Raw genomic sequence first — 17,043 nt, 5'->3', positions numbered from 1 at the left:
GGATACATTATTGAGAGCAATTATCATTACAGCTTGTGTCGCGACTGGCAAAATCTTTGTTTTCAGAGCCCCTGGATTGTGCCCCGCTCACCACAACAAGCCCATTACCAAACCAACAGGATCTAGCTGGACAACGGGTACACCGACTCCCAGCCTCCACCCAGTGCCTTGTACAGGCCGACCATGGCCAGGGACACGCCGGTGGAGCTTTCCACCCATTGTTCCTGGGTCGCCAGCAAAGCGCTCTGCACCGTGAGCACGTTGACGAAATCCACCACCCCTTCGACGTACTGGTGCTGCGCGGTGTCCAGGGCGATCTGGTTCTGGCGCACCGCTTCGGCGAGGCTGTCGCGGCGCAGTTGGCTGGCGTTGTAGCGGGTCAACTGGTCGTCGATCTCATGCCAGGCGCGCAGCACGGTCTGCTGGTAAGCCAGAGCCGCTTCCTGCTGCTGGGCCTCGCGCAGGTCGAGCATGCCTTGCAGGCGGCCACCGTTGAACAGCGGCAGGCTCAGCGACGGGCCGAAGGCAAAGGTGCGTGAACCCCAGGAGCCCAGATCCGACAATTGCATGGCCTGGGAACCGAGGCTGCCCGACAGGGTGATACGCGGGTAGAAGTCACCCTTGGCCACGCCAATGCTGGCGGTCGCCGCATGCAGGCGTGCTTCGGCCTGGCGGATGTCCGGGCGGCGCTGTGCCAGTTGCGACGGCAGGCCAATCGCAACCTGGCGCTGGGTCTGGGGCACTGCGCCGTCCTGCGACAGTTGCGCATGCAAGGCTTGCGGCGCCTGGCCCATCAACAGGCTCAGGGCGTTGATCAACTGGTCCTGGCGCTGCTGCAAATCCGGCAGTCGCGCTTCGATGGCGGCCACTTGCGCAGCGGCTTCAGCGACATCCAGGTGGGTCGCCACGCCATCGGCCAAACGCAGCTGCGAGAGTTTCAGGCTACGGCGCGCCACGTCGAGGTTTTGCTCGGTGACCGCACGGGTGCTTTGCACCCCGCGCAGTTGGATGTAGTCCTGGGCGGTCTCGGCCAGCACCGACAGGAGTACGCTGCGGCGGTCGTTTTCGGCCACTTGCAGGGTGGCGTCGGCAGCTTCGGTTTCGCGCCTTACCCGGCCCCAGAAATCCAGCTCCCAGGAAGCGGCAAAACCGGCGTCCCACAGGTTGAAGGCCGAACGGCCGTTGTTGCCGGACGGGTCGCTCAGGCCATTGGCGCTGTTGCGTTTGCGGCCGTAGTTGCCATCGGCGCTGACCTCTGGATAGCGCCCGGCGGTCGTCACCTGGCGCACCGCACGGCTCTGTTGCAGGCGGCTGCTGGCCAGTTTCAAGTCGAGGTTGTCGCTCAGTGCCCGGCGCACCAGGGCCGACAGTTGCCGGTCGTGGAACACGTCCCACCACTGTTCTTCCAACGGGTCGCTGACCGCGCGGCTGGCGGCCTGGCGGCCCTGGGGCTCGGCCCATTGCGTCGCCGACTGGGTGTCGGGCCGCTTAAAGTCCGGGCCGACGGTGCAAGCGCCCAGGCTGATCATGCTCAGAGTAAGCAGCGCGAGTTTTCTCATTGCTGCGCCACCTCACGTTGCTGCGCACTGGGCTGGGTGTTGACGCTGGCCTCCACCGACATACCGACCCGCAGGCGATGAATATGCGCCTGCCCTGGCTCCAGGAGGATTTTCACCGGAATACGCTGCACCACCTTGGTGAAGTTGCCGGTGGCGTTGTCTGGCTTGACCGAGGCGAAGGTCACGCCCGTGGCCGGCGCCAGGCTTTCCAGGTGGCCCTGGAGCACTTCACCGTCGAGGCTGTCGACCCGCACTTCAACCGTTTGGCCGGCATGCATGTGGGACAGTTGGTTTTCCTGGAAATTGGCCACCACATACGCGTCGGCCAGCGGCACCACGGCGAGGATCTTGCTGCCGGGTGTGACAAAGGCCCCGACCCGCACCGCACGCTCGCCGACCATGCCGTCCACCGGCGCGACGATGCGTGTGTACGACAGCTGATAGCTGGCCATTTCCAGCGCGGCCTGGGCCCGCTTCAAACCGCCTTCAGCTGCATCGCGCTGGGCCGTGAGGATTTCCACCTGCTTGCGTTCGGCGGCCAGTACCGCTGTGGCGTTGGCCAGGCGCGCATTGGCCTGGTCGATGCGGGTCTTGGCTTGCTGGGCGTTCTGCACAGTGCCGGCGCCGACACCGGCAAGGTGGTTGTAGCGGCTCAATTCGTGTTCGGCAAAGGCCACTTCGGCGCGATCGGCGGCCACGGTGGCCTGGGCCTGGGCGATCACCGAGCTTTGCCGCTCAAGGGTGGCTACTGCGTTTTTCAGTTGGGCCTGGGCCATCAGGGTCTCGGCATCGGCTGCCTGGGCGGCGGCGCGCAAGTCGCGGTCATCGATCAGCGCCAGCAACTGCCCGGCCTTGACCTGTTGGTTGTCCTCTACCAGCACCTCTTTGATAAACCCGGCCACCCGTGGCGCCACCAGGGTGTAGTCGGCAGCGACGAAGGCGTCGTTGGTGGTCTGGCGCTTGCTGCCAAACACGCCCGGCGCCAGCAGGTACACCAGCACGCCCACGGCGCACACGGCGATAACAGTCACGGCAATCTGGTCTTTACGTTTCATGGGAATCCTTTGTTTCAGTCAACAATCAGGCGGGTGCGCGCGGCGGGAAAATCCGCGTCGGCATCCAGAAAATCAGCAGGATCAACGCCACCGCGACACCGGCCATGACGTAATAGAGATCCGAAGACGTCAGCACCACGGCCTGCTGGTGCAGCCGATGGGCCAGGCCCGTGGCATCGCCGTCGGCCAGGGGTGAGTTACCCAGGGCGTCCACCAGCATGGTCGAGTGGAAATGCAGGCGGTGGGTGGTCAGTACCTCGATCACGCCGGTGGCGACCACGGCGGCCAGGCCCTTGACCGTGTTGAACCAGGCCGAGGCAAACGGCCCGTCGGTGGGCACGATGCTGCCGGTAGACAGCATCAACAGCGGCAACACCGCCATCGGCTGCCCGAAAATCTGCAGCAGTTGCAGCACGTAGAACTCGTCCCGGATCCACGCCGAGGTCAGTTGCGCGCCACCGATACACGAGAGGGTCAGCATGCCCAGGCCAATCCCCAGCACCCAGCGGCAATCCACCCAGCGCAGGTTGCACAGGGCCGCTACCAGCGGCAGGGCGATCAACTGCGGCAGGGCCATGACCAGCATTACCGGCGCGGTCTGCAGCGGCCGATAGCCCTGCACCTGCGCCAGGTAACTGGACGGCAGGATGATCACCGCCTGCAGCACCACCAGCACCCCGGCCAGCACGATCAAGGCAAACGACAGGTTGCGCAGGCCGAGCATCTGCAACTTGAAGAACGGCATCGGGTGTGACCATTCATTGATCATGAACAGCACCAGCAACAGCACCCCGCCCACCAGCAGCGTGGTGATCAGCGGCGACTCGAACCAGTCCAGACGATTGCCCTGCAAGATGCCGATTACCAGCATGCAGATCGCCGGGAACCCCAGCAGCAGGCCGCGCCAGTTGAATTGCTTGAGGCGCTCCAGGCGCAACGGATCCTGGGGCAGGCCGTAGGCCACGGCGGCCATCGCCAGCAGGCACGGCGCGACGATCTGCCAGAACGCCCACTGCCAACCGACATATTCGGTCCACAGCGCCGCCAGCGGTGTGCCGAGGCTGGGGCCGAAGGTAGCGGTCAGGGCGTAGCCGGCCAGGCCGTAGAGTTTGACGTTGGCCGGCAAAAAGCGCAGGGCCACGGTCATCAGCATCGGCGGTAGAGCGCCACCGGCCAGGCCTTGCAAGGTACGCAGCAGCAGCAGGCTTTCGTAGTTCGGTGCCAAGGGGCACAGCACCCCCAGCAGGGTAAACAGGCCGATGGCCCACAGGGTGAAGCGGCGCAGCGAAAACGTCACCGAACACCACGGCGCAAAGGCCATGGCCGAGACGGAGGTGGCCGTGTAGGCGGCAACCAGCCAGGTGCCTTCGTCAAACCCGATGTACAGCGCACCGCGGATATCGGCGAGGGCGACCTTGGTCACCATTTCGTTCAGGCCCGAAACCAGAACCGCCAGCAGCACGCCGACCAGGCCGATGATGATCCGCGGGCCAAACACAGGGGGGCTGACGGCGGCGGGTTTGGCTGCAGCCAAGGGAGCGGGGGCAGCGAGGGAAGTCATGAAGGTACAACTCGGAAATAGAATACCCGAGCAGTTTAATAAGGCTTAGACATGACGAAAACTGACTTATGGGAAGGTTATAACTGCGCCACACGCAATGATCGAATGTGGGAGCTGGCTTGCCTGCTCCCACACAAGCTAGGCCAGCTCCACACATTTGGATCGAAGTTGTCAGGTGGGCTGGGCTTCGCGCCAGGTGGCCGCGCAGCTTTCGCGCATGGTCTCACGCAGCCATTTGTGCGCCGGGTCTTTGTCGAAACGCGGGTGCCAGGCCTGGGTCAGCACCAGGGTCGGCAGGGAGATCGGCAAGGTGAATGCGCGCAGCGGCAGTTTCAGGCGATGGGCGCTGTACAGCGCTTCCTTGGGCACCGGCAGGATCAGGTCGGAGTCGGGCAGCATGAACATCGCGCCGTGAAACCCCGGCGCGATCATCGCCACCCGGCGTTCCAGGCCCTGGGCATTGAGGGCGGTGTCGATCGGCCCACGGGCAATACCGCGCCGGGAAATGCTGATATGGGAGTAGCTGGCAAAGCGTGCGGCGGTGATTTCTTCGTCGAACAGCGGGTGGCCTTCGCGGGCCAGGCCGACGAAGGTTGTGGAGAACAGGTTCTGCACCTTTACTTCCGGGGTGATCGGCATGGTGTTGCCGACGCGCAAGTCCAGGCGCCCTTCGCGCAGGGCTTCGTCGTCGCTGTCGCCTTCGGGGACGAACCGCAGCTCGCAATGGGGTGCCATCCGCTCCATGGTGTCGAACAACCGCCCGCCATACACGCCGACAAAAAAGTCATTGGCGCGCACGCTGAAGCGCCGGCGCAAGGTGCTCAGGTCGACTTCATCCGCCGAACGAAACAACAACGCCGCCTGCTCCACCACATTGCGTACCTGGCCTTGCAACTCCAGGGCCTTGGGCGTAGGCACCAGGCCGCGCCCGGCGCGCACCAGGATCGGATCGCCCACCGCTTCGCGGATGCGCGTCAGGGTTCGGCTCATGGCGGCCGGGCTGAGGTTCATCCGCCGCGCGGCGCCCACCACGCTGCCCTCGTCGAGCAAAGCGTCGAGGGCCACCAACAGGTTCATATCCGGTAATTGCATGCCAAGCACTCATGATGGGTTTGGAGTACAGCGCACGCAATCGTAGCAGGCTTTACCGGTACTGCCCGGTGGCGAGGGGCTCCAGGCCCCCGCACGGGTTTATCGCTGCATGCCCCAGCGCTTCACGGTGACGCGCTCCAGGGTGTCGAACACCAGGTTCTCTACGAGCAGGCCGATAAGGATCACCACCGCCAGCCCCGCGAAGACCTTGTCGGTGTACAGCTCGTTGCGGTTCTGGAAGATGTACCAGCCCAGGCCACCCTTGCCGCTGGTCGCGCCGAACACCAGTTCAGCGGCGATCAGCGTACGCCAGGCAAACGCCCAGCCAATCTTCAGCCCGGCGAGGATCGACGGCAACGCCGCGGGAATCAGGATAAACAGCACAAAGCGCATGCCCTTGAGGCCGTAGTTGCGACCGGCCATGCGCAGGGTTTCCGACACGCCCATGAATCCCGAGTAAGTGTTGAGTGCCAAGGCCCACAGCACCGAGTGCACCAACACAAAAATCAGGCTGTTCTGCCCCAGGCCAAACCACAGCAACGCCAATGGCAGCAGGGCAATCGCCGGCAGCGGGTTGAACATCGAGGTCAGGGTGCTCAGCAGGTCACGGCCCATCTGGGTCGAAACCGCCAACGTGGTCAGGGCGAATGCCAGGACAATCCCGATCAGGTAGCCCTTGAGCAGCACCACCAGCGAGATACTGACCTTACCCAACAGCTCGCCACTGGCAATGCCGTCGTAGAAGGCGTGGAAGGTCTGCAGGAAACTGGGCAGCAGCAGGTCGTTGTTCTGATAGCGCGCCGCTGCTTCCCAGAGGAGCGCCAGCACGATCAGGATCAAGCCTTTGCGCAACCAGCCTTGTTGCCACAGGCGCTGGCGCAGGGGTAAGGCACGCTTCACGGGCACGCCGGGCAGCGGTTGCAGGGTGATTTCATATTCCTGGCGCATGGGCACAGTCCTTCAATAAGCGATGCGGATATCGGCGAAATCCAACTCGGTTTCTGCCTCGGGCGTTTCATCGAACAACAGGCGATGAATACGCCGCGCCGACGCCTGGAACTCCACACCGCCAAGGCTGTGCAGGTCATATTGATGGCTGTGGATTTCGGCGCGCACACGCCCTGGATGGGGCGACAGCAGCAGGATGCGGTTACCCACCACCAAGGCCTCTTCGATGGAGTGGGTGACGAACAGCAAGGTAAAACGCACCTCCTCCCACAGCAGCAGCAACTCCTCTTGCATCTTGCGCCGGGTCAGGGCGTCGAGTGCGGCGAACGGTTCGTCCATCAGCAGGATTTTCGGCTGCATGGCCAATGCCCGGGCAATCGCAACGCGAGCCTTCATGCCACCGGAGAGGGTGTGGGGATAGGCGTCGGCAAAGGCGCTCAAGCCGACCTTGTCGAGGTAGTACAACGCCCGTTCTTCGGCCTCGCGACGCTTGAGGGTCTTGGACGCCAGCAGCGGGAACATCACGTTCTGCTTGACGGTTTTCCACGGCGGCAACTGGTCGAACTCCTGGAACACCACGATGCGATCCGGGCCCGGCTGCTCGACCTTCTGCCCTACCAGGCGAATTTCGCCTTCGCAGGGCTTGATAAAACCGGCTACCGCCTTGAGCAGCGTGGACTTGCCGCAGCCCGAAGGCCCCAGCAGTACAAAACGGTCGGCCGGATCGATCTCGAAACTGACCTGGTGGGTGGCCCGCACTACCCGTTCGGGCGTGCGGTATTCAAGGCTGACGTGATCCACCGAGAGCAGCGCCTCAGTGGTGTTCAGGTTGCTGGCCGTGTGGCCTTGCAAGGGTGCGTTCATCTCAGCTCCCTTGCAGCGGCTTGGCATCCTGGAAGAAGTAATCCTTCCACGACTCGGGTTTGTTCTTGATCGCGCCCACGCGGTAGAGGAACTCGGCCAGCGGGTAGGTGTTTTTCGGGGTGACGCTGAATTCGAATTGCGGGTTGTCGATAATTTTCAGCAGCGCGGCACGGTCGATCTTGGCCTTGGTCACGCGGATGTAGGTGTCGGCAGCGGCGCCCTTGTCGTTCTGCGCAAACTGCGCGGCCTCGGTCAGTGCATCGATAAAGGCCTTGTAGGTTTTCGGGTTGTCGTTGCGAAACTTCTCGGTGGCGAACAGCACGGTCGGTGAGTTCGGCCCCAACAGGTCATAGGTGTTGAGCACCACATGCACGTTCGGGTTGGCCAGGGCCTGGTCCTGGAACGGCGGGTTGGAGAAGTGCCCGGTCAGCTCGGTACCGCCGGCGATCAGCGCAGCCGTGGCGTCCGGGTGCGGCACGGCGATGGTGTATTTATCCAGGCGATTGAATTCCTTGTCGCCCCATTGCTTGGCCGCCGCGTATTGCAGGAACCGCGACTGCACGGAAACCCCCACGGCCGGTACCGCGATGCGATCTTTTTCGGTGAAGTCGGCGATGGTCTTGACCTTGGGGTTGTTGCTGACCAGGTAGTAAGGGAAGTTGCCCAGGGAAGCCACGGCCTTGACGTTCTGCTTGCCATGGGTGCGGTCCCAGATGGTCAGCAGCGGGCCGACACCGGCGCCGGCAATGTCGATGGAGCCAGACAGCAGCGCGTCATTGACCGCCGCACCTCCGGACAATTGGGTCCAGTCGACCTTGATGTCGATACCTTCCTGCTTGCCGTATTTTTCGATCAGGTTCTGGTCGCGCACCACATTGAGCAGCAAGTAAACGATGCCGAACTGCTCGGCAATGCGAATCTCGCCTTCGGCCTGGGCGACGGCGGGAGCAACCAAACTGCCGGCCAACAGGCTGACGCCAAGGCCAACGGTCGCGGCCAATCGTGCAAAGGGGGTTTTCCTGGACATGGTCATGCTCCGAATCAGAAGGGGGCGTCGCCCTGGATGGTGGTGCGAAACAGTTTGCGACGCAGGTGGCTGGGGCAACCGGCGGCCAGGTGGATCAGCGAGCGGTTGTCCCAGAACACCAGGTCGTGGGGCTGCCAGCTGTGGCGGTAGATGTTGTGCGGGTGGATGCTGTGGGCGAAGAGTTGGGCCAGCAGGTCGCGGCTTTCGTCTTCGGGCAGGCCGACGATACGGGTGGTGAAGCCTTCGCTGACGAACAGCGCCTGGCGCCCGTTTTCCGGGTGAGTACGCACTACCGGGTGCACCACTTCGGCGACCTGGGCCAGTTGTTCGGGGGTCAGGGTCGGGCGCCAGTTGCCTTCGAATTTGGTTTCGCTGTAGCGCGCGGTGTACGAATGCGCAGCGCTGCGACCTTCCACGGCCTTGCGCAGATGCTCGGGCAACTGGTCCCAGGCTTTGTGCATGTCGGCAAACAGCGTATCGCCGCCTTCGGACGGCAGTTCCTGAGCGTGGAGCATCGAGCCCAGGCTCGGCAGTTCCTTGTATGACAGGTCCGAGTGCCAGAATTTGCCCGCGTCGCCCAGGCCGATGGACTGGCCGTTTTCGATGATGTTGGAAACGATGAGGATTTCCGGGTGGTTGGCCAGCAGGAACTGTTTGAGCACATGGATCTGCAACACGCCGAAGCGGCGGCTGAAGGCGATCTGTTGCTCGGGGGTGATGCGCTGGTCGCGGAACACCACCACATGGTGGTCCAGGTGCGCACGGTGGATGCGGGCGAAGTCCTGGTCGTTGACCGGGCGCGACAGATCCAGGCCAATGATCTCGGCGCCTACGCTGCCGGGGAATGGGCGGATGTCGAAGGTTTGGGCGGTGGATAAGGCGGCTGTGGCGGTGGACATGTGATCACTCCCTGGCAGTCAGGAGAGTGACTTTATAGATATAAGAATTGGAATTTAAATACCGTTAGAGAATAACGATATGGCCTTTTTGCGGCAGGGCCTGGGGGATGGGGTGGGGTTGAGGGCCCCATCGCAGGCAAGCCAGCTCCCACATTGAACGGCGTACGTGGTCCAAAATGTGGGAGCTGGCTTGCCTGCGATGAGGCCAGGCCAGGCAATCGAGATCAACGCTCCTGCAGCGACTCGGCCCGGGCCTTGATGATGGGCTTGAGCAGGTAGCTGAGGATGGTCTTCTTGCCGGTGATGATGTCGACCGAGGCGACCATGCCGGGGATGATGATCAGTGGCTTCTCATCGGTGCCCAGGTGGCTGCGGTCGGTGCGCAAGGTGATCATGTAGTAGGTGGTTTTCTTGTCTTCATCGGTGATGGTGTCGGCACCGATGCGCTCCAGCTTGGCCTTGAGGCCGCCGTAGATGGTGTAGTCGTAGGCGGTGAACTTGACCACGGCTTCTTGCCCCGGGTGCAGGAAGGCGATGTCTTGCGGGCGGATCTTGGCTTCTACCAGCAAGGTGTCATCCAGCGGCACGATTTCAACCATGTCGCTGCCCGGCTGGATCACGCCGCCAATGGTATTGACCAACAGTTGCTTGACGATCCCGCGCACCGGCGAGGTGACCAGGGTCCGGCTCACGCGGTCTTCGAGAGCTTTGCCGGTGGCCTGGGCCTTGTTCAGGTCAGTACGTGCCTCGTTGAGCTCGGTCAGCGCTTCACTGCGGTATTTACCACGCGTTTCGTCGATCTTGCGTTGTACTTCCTTGATCGCCGAGTCGGCACGGGGGATGGCCAGGGTGGTAGCGTCCAGTTGCCCACGGGTTTCCATTTCTGCGCGCTTGAGGCGCAGCACTTCCACCGGCGACACCGCACCCTGGGCGACCAGGGGTTCGGACATGTTGATTTCCTGGCGCTGCAACGACAGTTGGTTACGGTACTGGCCTTGCTTGGAGGTGTATTCGCGCATCTCCTGCTGGCGCTGGGTCAGTTGTTCCTGCAAACCACCGATTTCATCCTTGAACTGCTGGCGCCGGCTTTCATACAGCGACTGCTCGTTGATGGCCTGGGTGGGCGCAGCGGCACGCACGTCTTCAGGAATGTTCAGCGGCCGGTCTTCGACCTGGGCGTTCAAGCGCTCGATGCGCAGTAACAGCGACAGGCGCTGGGCCTCGGTTTCACCAGCGTTGGAGACAAAGCGCGTGTCATCCAGGCGGATCAGTGGCGCGCCAGCCTCGACGATCTGCCCTTCCTTGACGTACAGCTCGGCGACGATGCCGCCCTCAAGGTTCTGGATCTTCTGCAACTTGGAGGATGGAATAGCCTTGCCATCACCGCGCGTCACTTCGTCGACCTTGGCAAAACCGGCCCACAGCAGCATGCACAGGAAAAACCCGATGATCCCCCAGATGGTCAACCGCACCACACGCGGGGCATCTTCGATCAGGGCCTTCTTGACCTCTGGCAGTGGCTGGCCATCCAGCGAATCGGAACCAATGAAATAGCGACGGACCGCGTCCTTGAATTTACGCAACACTGATCTGCCCCTTCTTCAACGCTTCCATCACTACGGCTTTCGGGCCATCGGCAAGGATTTGCCCACGGTCGATGACCAACAAACGGTCCACTAGGGACAACAGCGACGCACGGTGCGTCACCAGCACCACGGTCTTGTTTTCCACAACGGCTTGCAGGCGCTGTTTCAAGCGTTCTTCACCGGTGTTGTCCATGGCGCTGGTTGGTTCGTCCAGCAGCAGGATAGGCGGGTTGAGCAACAGGGCGCGGGCCAGGGCGACATTTTGTCGCTGGCCGCCAGAGAGGTTCTGGCCGCGCTCGCCCACTTGCAGCTCGTAGCCTTGTGGATGCAAGCGGGCAAATTCGTGGACGCCCGCCAGCTCAGCGGCTTGCAGTACCACTTCGTCTTCAACGTAACGGGCGCCGGAGACCAGGTTGTCGCGCAGGGTGCCGGCCAGCAGTTGGATGTCCTGGGGCACATAGCCGACGTTGTGGCGCAGTTCGCTGACGTCGATCTGGCGAATGTCCACGCCGTCCACCAGCAAGGCGCCGGAGTCGGGTTGGTAGAGGCCCACGATCAGTTTGGCCAGGGAGCTTTTACCCGAGCCGCTGCGCCCGATGATGCCGATCTTCTCGCCGGGCTTGATCACCAGGTTGATGTTCTTGAGTGCCATGTTCTGCTGGTTGGGGTACGTGAAATTCAGGCCCCGGCACTCGATGGCGCCCTGCAGGGTACGGCGGCTCAAAGGGCGTTCTTCGAAGTTGCGCTCTTGGGGCAGCTCCATCATCTGGTCGGTGGAGACCATGGTGACCTTGGCTTGCTGGTAGCGGGTCATCAGGCCCGACAGCGACGCCAGCGGGCTGAGGGCGCGGCCACTGAGCATGTAGCAGGCAATCAGGCCGCCCATGCTGAGATTGCCGTCGATGATCTGGTAGACCCCGAAGACAATCATGATCACACCCGCCAATTGCTGGATCAGCAGGGTGATGTTCATCGACAGCCCAGAGAGCATTTTCACCCGCAATTCAAGGCGGCTGAGGGTGCCAATGGTTTGCTCCCACTGGTATTGGCGCTCGCTTTCAGCGTTATTGACCTTGACCGCATCCAGCCCGGCCAGGGTTTCGATCAGGCTCGACTGGCGCTCGGAGGCCAGGGCCATGGTGCGCTCCATGGTGGCGACCAGCGGCTTTTGCAGCAGGTAGCCGATGCCCAGGGCAATCGGGAAGGCCAGCATAGGGATCCATACCAGATGCCCGCCGAGGATCGCGATCACCATGAATATCAGCAGGGTAAACGGCAAGTCGATCAGGCTGGTGAGCGTCAGGGAGGCGAGGAAATCACGCAGGCTCTGAAACTCGTGGATGTTCTGGGCGAAGCTGCCGACCCGTGCCGGACGGTACTTCATCGACATGCCGACGATCCGCTCGAACAACGTGGCCGAGATGATCAGGTCGGTTTTCTTGCCGGCCAGGTCCAGGCACAGGCTGCGCAGGCTCTTGAGGACCAGGTCGAAGACGTAGGCGATGAAAATACCCGTCGCCAGCACCCACAGGGTGGCGGTGGCCTGGTTGGGCACGACGCGGTCGTAGACGTTCATCACGAACAGCGGCGCTGCCATGGCAATCAGGTTGATCAGGAAACTGGCGGCGATGGCATCGGCGTAGAGCCAGCGCGAACGCTTGAGGGTGTCACGAAACCAGGAGCGGGCCCGGGGGATCAGGGTGCCGTGGCTGACATCGAATTTGTGTTGGGGCTGGGCAAAGAACACTTTACCGGTGTAGTCATCGGCCAACGCCTGGCGCTTGACGATGGTTTCACCGCCATCGCTTTCGCTGAGCAGCACCTGCGCCTCGTCCTCACCCTGCCAGCCGAGCAGCACGGCACTACGGCCATCCTTGAGCAACAGCAGCGCCGGCATGGCAATCGGGGGGATCGAATCGAGCTTGCGTTGCAGCAGCCGCCCTTGCAAACCGGCGCGGGCCGCGGCCCGGGCCAGCAAGTCGGCGGTCAGTTGCTGTGCCGGCAATGGCAGACCGGTGGTCAGCATCGCCGCACTGGCGGGCTTCTGGTGCAGGGCGCAGAGAGCCAACAACCCGTCGAGTAACGGGTCGTCGTGCAATGTGCGTGGATCATGACTGAGATGGACTCGACTGACTTCTGATTCCACGCGGGCTCTCTCAACTAACAGATGGGACTATAAGGAATAGCTCAATTCATCCCAGGCAGTTGGACTTTCGGCTTCACGTCGTTCTGGACGACGGAGGCCATCGGTGCGACCACTCCCTGGCTCTTGAGCAACTCGCCCATGGTCGCCTTGATTCGGTACTGAGTAAATAACTGAACGTTTTTTATCTCTTCCAAACGACGCGAAGCCGTGAACAGCTCGTTTTCACTGTCGAGCAAGTCAAGCAGAGTTCGTTCGCCCAGGCTGAATTGTTTCTGGTAGGCGCCGCGCACCTTGCTGCTGTGGTCGACGTATTGCTGGGCAATCGGCACCTGGGCATTGGCGTTGTTCATGGCGTTCCAGGCCAGGCCCAGTTCTTCGTTCAACTGGCGCAAGGCGTTGTTGCGGATATCCAGGGCCTGGTTGGACTGGTAGGACTTGGACTCCAGCTCAGCCTTGTTGCTGCCACCGGCGTACAGGTTGAAGCGCATGCGCAGCATGGCTTCCCAGCCGTTGTTGTGGCTGGCGTCGCCGTCGATGTTGTTGTCGGCGTTACGGCCCAACTCGGCGTCGAAACGTGGGTAGAAGGAAGACTTGGCGGCTTCGTATTGTTTTTCGGCAGCGGCGATGTCGGATTCGGCCGAACGCAGGATCGGGCTGTTATCGAGCATCTGGCGACGCGCTTCATTCAGGTCTGCAGGCAGCAGCGCCATGAAGCTGGGCGGACGCTCCAACTGATCGGCTTCTTGGCCGACGGCACTGAGGTAGTTGGTCTGGGCGTCGGCCAGGTTGGTCTGCTCGGTGATCACGTTGTTACGGGCTTGGGCCAAACGGGCTTCAGCCTGGTCCAGGTCAGCCCCGCTGCCGACACCGCGCTGGGTGCGCAGTTTGATCTGGTCGTAGATGCGCTCGTGGTTACGCAGGTTGTCTTCGGCCAGACGCACGAACTCACGACGGGTCAGGACGTCCAGGTAAACCTGGGCTACCGTCAATGCAGTGCGCTCGGAAGTGCCAAGCAACGAAAAAGCGCGGGAGTTAACGGTGGCTTGTTGACGCCCTACTTCACTGGAGGTGGCAAAACCGTCAAAAACCATTTGCTGCAGGCGCAGGCTCGATTCGCCGCGATTGAGGGTGTCCCAATGGCCGCCACGGGCGCGAGTGGATGAACTGTCGGTGCCTTCACGGCCATAACCCGCGTTCAAGTCGACACGGGGCAGGTAACCACCCTTGGCCGCACGCAACTGATAGTCAGCCGCGATACGAGCGTTGACACCTGCCTGAATCTCAGGGTGCACATCCAGCGCTTGCTGCATGGCCTGGGGCAGGGTTTGGGCTTGTACGAAACTGGCGGCGAGAACGAACGGTATTGCCTTAAGCAGGTGCAAACGCATTTTAAGAATCCCCAGGACTTCTTGTCTCAAGTCACAGCAACTTGGTTGTGCTGCGTTAGAAAATGGCTACCGTAATGACCGTACGTCGGAAAGTTCAAAAGCGGAACTGGTTCACACATGTAGGACGGTTCGCCGCATGAATATCAATGTGACATTAGCGAGGCGATTGTTTAGGATGGCGCCAAGAAGGTCAATAGTTTGGCATAAAGTAAATCGCCAAAAAATATAGCCAATTATTTGACGTCACTCGTTTTATAAACTACGCACCTCCCAGGCTGATGAATCCCATCGGGTCTCAGCCTTAGGAACACCCACAGAATGGATCGCCGGAGAAATCTTCAATGAGCAGTGTTGTTGCAATCGTCAAAAGCATTGTTGGCCAAGTTTTCGTCATTTCTCCGGAAGGCGCCCGTCGGGTGCTGGTTGAAGGTGATCGCCTGTTTGCCGGCGATCAGATAGACACCGGCATGTCGGGCTCCGTGAGCCTGGAGCTGGCCGATGGCCGTACGCTGGACCTGGGGCGTGATACCCAGTGGAGCGCCAACGCGCCCGACTCCAGCACTGACCTGGCCCAAGCCACTGCACAGGCCGCACCTTCGGTTGCCGAACTGCAGCAGGCCATTGCCGCCGGCGCTGACCCGACCACCGACCTGGAAGCCACCGCCGCAGGCGCGACAGCTTCCGGCACGGGCGCTGCCGGTGGCGGCCACAGCTTTGTGATGCTTGATGAGACCGCAGGCTCGGTCGATCCGACCATTGGGTTTCCGACTGCTGGCCTGGGTTTCGCAACCAATGCGTTGACCAACGAACTCGGCGGGCAGCCGACTGACCCACTCACGGCCGCACCGTTGCCCTCGACCCTGACCCTGGGCGCCACACCGACCATCACCGAAGCCGGCGGCGTGCTGACCTACACCGCCACAGTGACCCAGCCGTCCACCAGCAACCTGACGATCACCCTGTCCAACGGCGCGGTGATCACCATCCCGGCCGGCCAAGTGACCGGCTCCGTCAATGTGCCTTTGGCGCCCAACGACAGCCCGTACATCGATCCAGGCCAGATCAGCGTCACCGTCACCGGCACCACCGGCGGTAACAACCTGATCTTGACCGTCGACCCGACACCGGCAGTCACCCAGATCACCGACACCATCGACACCACCACTGTGACCCTGACAGCAGGCGAAACGGTGACCGAAGGCGGCCAGATCACTTACACCGCGACCCTGACCAACCCGGCACAGACCCCTGTCACCATCACCTTGAGCAACGGCTCGGTGATCACCATTGAGGCAGGCAAGTCCACCGGTACGGTGGTGGTCGATACGCCGGCCAACGACGTCTACAACAATGGCAGCACGGTCAGCACCACCATTACCGGGGCAACCGGTGGCAACTTCGAAAAGCTGGAGCCCGACACCACCCCAGCTGTCACCACGATCACCGACTCGGTGGATGACACTGGCCTGACCCTCACCGCCACCAATACCGTGACCGAAGGCGGCCAGATCACCTACACCGCGACCCTGACCAACCCGGCGCAAACCCCGGTTACCGTGACGTTGTCCAACGGTTCGGTGATCACCATCAAGGCCGGCGAATCCGTCGGCACCGTGGTGGTCGATACCCCGGCGAACGACGTCTACGTCAACGGCAGCTCCGTCACTACGACTATCACCGGGACCACCGGTGGCAACTTTGAAAACCTGGTGCCCAACACGACGCCAGCCGTCACGACCATCACCGATTCGGTCGACACCACCACCGTGACACTGACAGCGCCAGGCGATGTCAACGAAGGCGGCCAGATCACCTACACCGCCACGCTTTCCAATAAAGCAGACACCGACGTTACGCTGAAGCTGGATAACGGTTCGACCATCATCATCAAGGCGGGTGAAACCGTTGGCTCCGTCACCGTCGATGCTCCGGGCGATGATGTGTTTGTCGACAAAAGCACGCAAACCGTGAAGATCGTCGAGACTGATGGCGGTAACTTCGAAAAACTGGAAGTGGCCGGTGACGGCGCTACCACCACCGTGAACGACACCATCGACAAGGTCGATGTGGTGCTGACGGCGACCACCACCGTGGGCGAAGGCGGCCAGATCGTTTACACCGCATCGCTGGTGGACAAGGCGGGTAACCCGGTCACCAACACCACCAATCCGTTGACCGTGACCCTGGGCAATGGCCAGACCATTACCATTGGCGTCGGCCAATCCGCGGGCACTGCCAGCACTGTTGCGCCTAATGACGTGTATGAGGGCAACCAGACCGTCACCACCGCGATCACCAATGTGACCGGCGGCGCGCACTTCGAGAACCTGGTACCTGGCACCACGCCAGTCAACACCACCGTGACCGACACACCCGGCACCACTGACACCACCACCGTCACCCTGACCGCACCGGGCGAGGCCGACGAGGGTGGCAACATCACCTACACCGCGACCCTGAGCAACAAAGCCGGCAGCGACCTGACCCTTACCTTGAGCAATGGTGACGTCATCACTATCGCCAAGGGCGAGACCACAGGCCAAGTGACCTCCAAGGCACCGACCGACGACGTATTCAAAGATGCGGGTCCGATCAACGTCACGATCAATCCGGACTTTGTGGGTGGTGGTTTCGAGAAGCTTGATATCGCTCCGGGTGGGGCGACGACGCAGATCAACGACACCATCGACAAGGTCGATGTGGTGCTGACCGCGACCAAAACCGTGGGTGAAGGTGGTGAGATCGTTTACACCGCAACCTTGGTGGATAAGAACGGCGCACCGGTGACTAATATCACCAGCCCAGTGACTGTGACTCTGGATAACAACCAGGTCATCACCATTGGCGTGAATCAGTCGAGCGGGACTGTCTCGGTTGTGGCTCCGGATGATGTTTACAAAGGTGATCAGACTGTTACG

At 61.8% G+C, this 17,043-nt stretch carries 12 protein-coding genes; 1 reads left to right on the top strand and 11 read right to left on the bottom strand.

The genetic code is table 11. The annotated features are described in order from the left end of the window. Positions 1 to 122: 122 nt before the first annotated feature. The 11 genes from BHC62_RS20685 to BHC62_RS20635 form a co-directional block, all read right to left on the bottom strand. A complete protein-coding gene (locus tag BHC62_RS20685) occupies positions 123 to 1,559 on the bottom strand; it encodes an efflux transporter outer membrane subunit (RefSeq protein WP_029298792.1) in 1,437 nt (478 codons plus the stop codon). Further along, positions 1,556 to 2,614 (bottom strand): HlyD family secretion protein, encoded by a 1,059-nt coding sequence (locus BHC62_RS20680; RefSeq protein ID WP_029298789.1) that lies wholly within the window; start codon positions 2,612 to 2,614, stop codon positions 1,556 to 1,558. Before BHC62_RS20680 ends, BHC62_RS20685 begins: the two co-directional genes overlap by 4 nt. 25 nt (positions 2,615 to 2,639) lie before the next feature. Next, positions 2,640 to 4,175 (bottom strand): MFS transporter, encoded by a 1,536-nt coding sequence (locus tag BHC62_RS20675; protein ID WP_070995971.1) that lies wholly within the window; start codon positions 4,173 to 4,175, stop codon positions 2,640 to 2,642. A 171-nt stretch (positions 4,176 to 4,346) separates the two neighbouring features. Beyond that, entirely contained in the window at positions 4,347 to 5,267 is a 921-nt protein-coding gene (locus tag BHC62_RS20670) for a LysR family transcriptional regulator (protein WP_029298785.1), read from the bottom strand. Positions 5,268 to 5,366: 99 nt separating this feature from the next. Then, complete coding sequence (locus BHC62_RS20665) at positions 5,367 to 6,215, bottom strand: ABC transporter permease (protein WP_070995970.1); 849 nt, start codon at positions 6,213 to 6,215, stop codon at positions 5,367 to 5,369. 12 nt (positions 6,216 to 6,227) lie between these two features. After that, positions 6,228 to 7,079, bottom strand: a complete 852-nt coding sequence (locus BHC62_RS20660; RefSeq protein ID WP_029298781.1) for an ABC transporter ATP-binding protein — start codon at positions 7,077 to 7,079, stop codon at positions 6,228 to 6,230. Between the two features lies 1 nt (position 7,080). Continuing rightward, entirely contained in the window at positions 7,081 to 8,106 is a 1,026-nt protein-coding gene (locus tag BHC62_RS20655) for an ABC transporter substrate-binding protein (protein WP_065943932.1), read from the bottom strand. A 14-nt stretch (positions 8,107 to 8,120) separates the two neighbouring features. Beyond that, positions 8,121 to 9,005 carry a TauD/TfdA family dioxygenase gene (locus tag BHC62_RS20650; RefSeq protein WP_029298777.1) on the bottom strand — a complete coding sequence of 295 codons (885 nt, stop codon included), beginning with the start codon at positions 9,003 to 9,005 and terminating at the stop codon, positions 8,121 to 8,123. A gap of 224 nt (positions 9,006 to 9,229) precedes the next feature. Beyond that, entirely contained in the window at positions 9,230 to 10,591 is a 1,362-nt protein-coding gene (locus BHC62_RS20645) for an HlyD family type I secretion periplasmic adaptor subunit (protein ID WP_029298775.1), read from the bottom strand. Further along, the gene (locus BHC62_RS20640; RefSeq protein ID WP_029298773.1) at positions 10,581 to 12,737 is read right to left on the bottom strand and encodes a type I secretion system permease/ATPase; all 2,157 of its coding nucleotides are present in this window, start codon (positions 12,735 to 12,737) and stop codon (positions 10,581 to 10,583) included. Before BHC62_RS20640 ends, BHC62_RS20645 begins: the two co-directional genes overlap by 11 nt. A gap of 41 nt (positions 12,738 to 12,778) precedes the next feature. Next, a complete protein-coding gene (locus BHC62_RS20635; protein ID WP_029298771.1) occupies positions 12,779 to 14,125 on the bottom strand; it encodes a TolC family outer membrane protein in 1,347 nt (448 codons plus the stop codon). 341 nt (positions 14,126 to 14,466) lie between these two features. On the opposite strand from BHC62_RS20635, the gene BHC62_RS20630 reads away from it, so the two are divergent. Next, positions 14,467 to 17,043 (top strand): retention module-containing protein (locus BHC62_RS20630; RefSeq protein WP_143007567.1); only part of this gene is annotated, 2,577 nt, incomplete at its 3' end.

Origin of the sequence: Pseudomonas sp. 06C 126 (assembly GCF_001855215.1) — a bacterium.
GTDB classification, from domain to species: Bacteria; Pseudomonadota; Gammaproteobacteria; order Pseudomonadales; family Pseudomonadaceae; genus Aquipseudomonas; species Aquipseudomonas proteolytica.
This window is presented reverse-complemented; position numbering and strand designations above follow the sequence as displayed.

What these genes read in the sequence shown, in the direction of transcription:
- BHC62_RS20685 (WP_029298792.1), bottom strand. Translation starts at nt 1,559, where the DNA reads ATGAGAAAACTCGCGCTGCTTACTCTGAGCATGATCAGCCTGGGCGCT.
- BHC62_RS20635 (WP_029298771.1), bottom strand. Translation starts at nt 14,125, where the DNA reads ATGCGTTTGCACCTGCTTAAGGCAATACCGTTCGTTCTCGCCGCCAGT.
- BHC62_RS20675 (WP_070995971.1), bottom strand. Translation starts at nt 4,175, where the DNA reads ATGACTTCCCTCGCTGCCCCCGCTCCCTTGGCTGCAGCCAAACCCGCC.
- BHC62_RS20655 (WP_065943932.1), bottom strand. Translation starts at nt 8,106, where the DNA reads ATGTCCAGGAAAACCCCCTTTGCACGATTGGCCGCGACCGTTGGCCTT.
- BHC62_RS20660 (WP_029298781.1), bottom strand. Translation starts at nt 7,079, where the DNA reads ATGAACGCACCCTTGCAAGGCCACACGGCCAGCAACCTGAACACCACT.
- BHC62_RS20650 (WP_029298777.1), bottom strand. Translation starts at nt 9,005, where the DNA reads ATGTCCACCGCCACAGCCGCCTTATCCACCGCCCAAACCTTCGACATC.
- BHC62_RS20680 (WP_029298789.1), bottom strand. Translation starts at nt 2,614, where the DNA reads ATGAAACGTAAAGACCAGATTGCCGTGACTGTTATCGCCGTGTGCGCC.
- BHC62_RS20665 (WP_070995970.1), bottom strand. Translation starts at nt 6,215, where the DNA reads ATGCGCCAGGAATATGAAATCACCCTGCAACCGCTGCCCGGCGTGCCC.
- BHC62_RS20670 (WP_029298785.1), bottom strand. Translation starts at nt 5,267, where the DNA reads ATGCAATTACCGGATATGAACCTGTTGGTGGCCCTCGACGCTTTGCTC.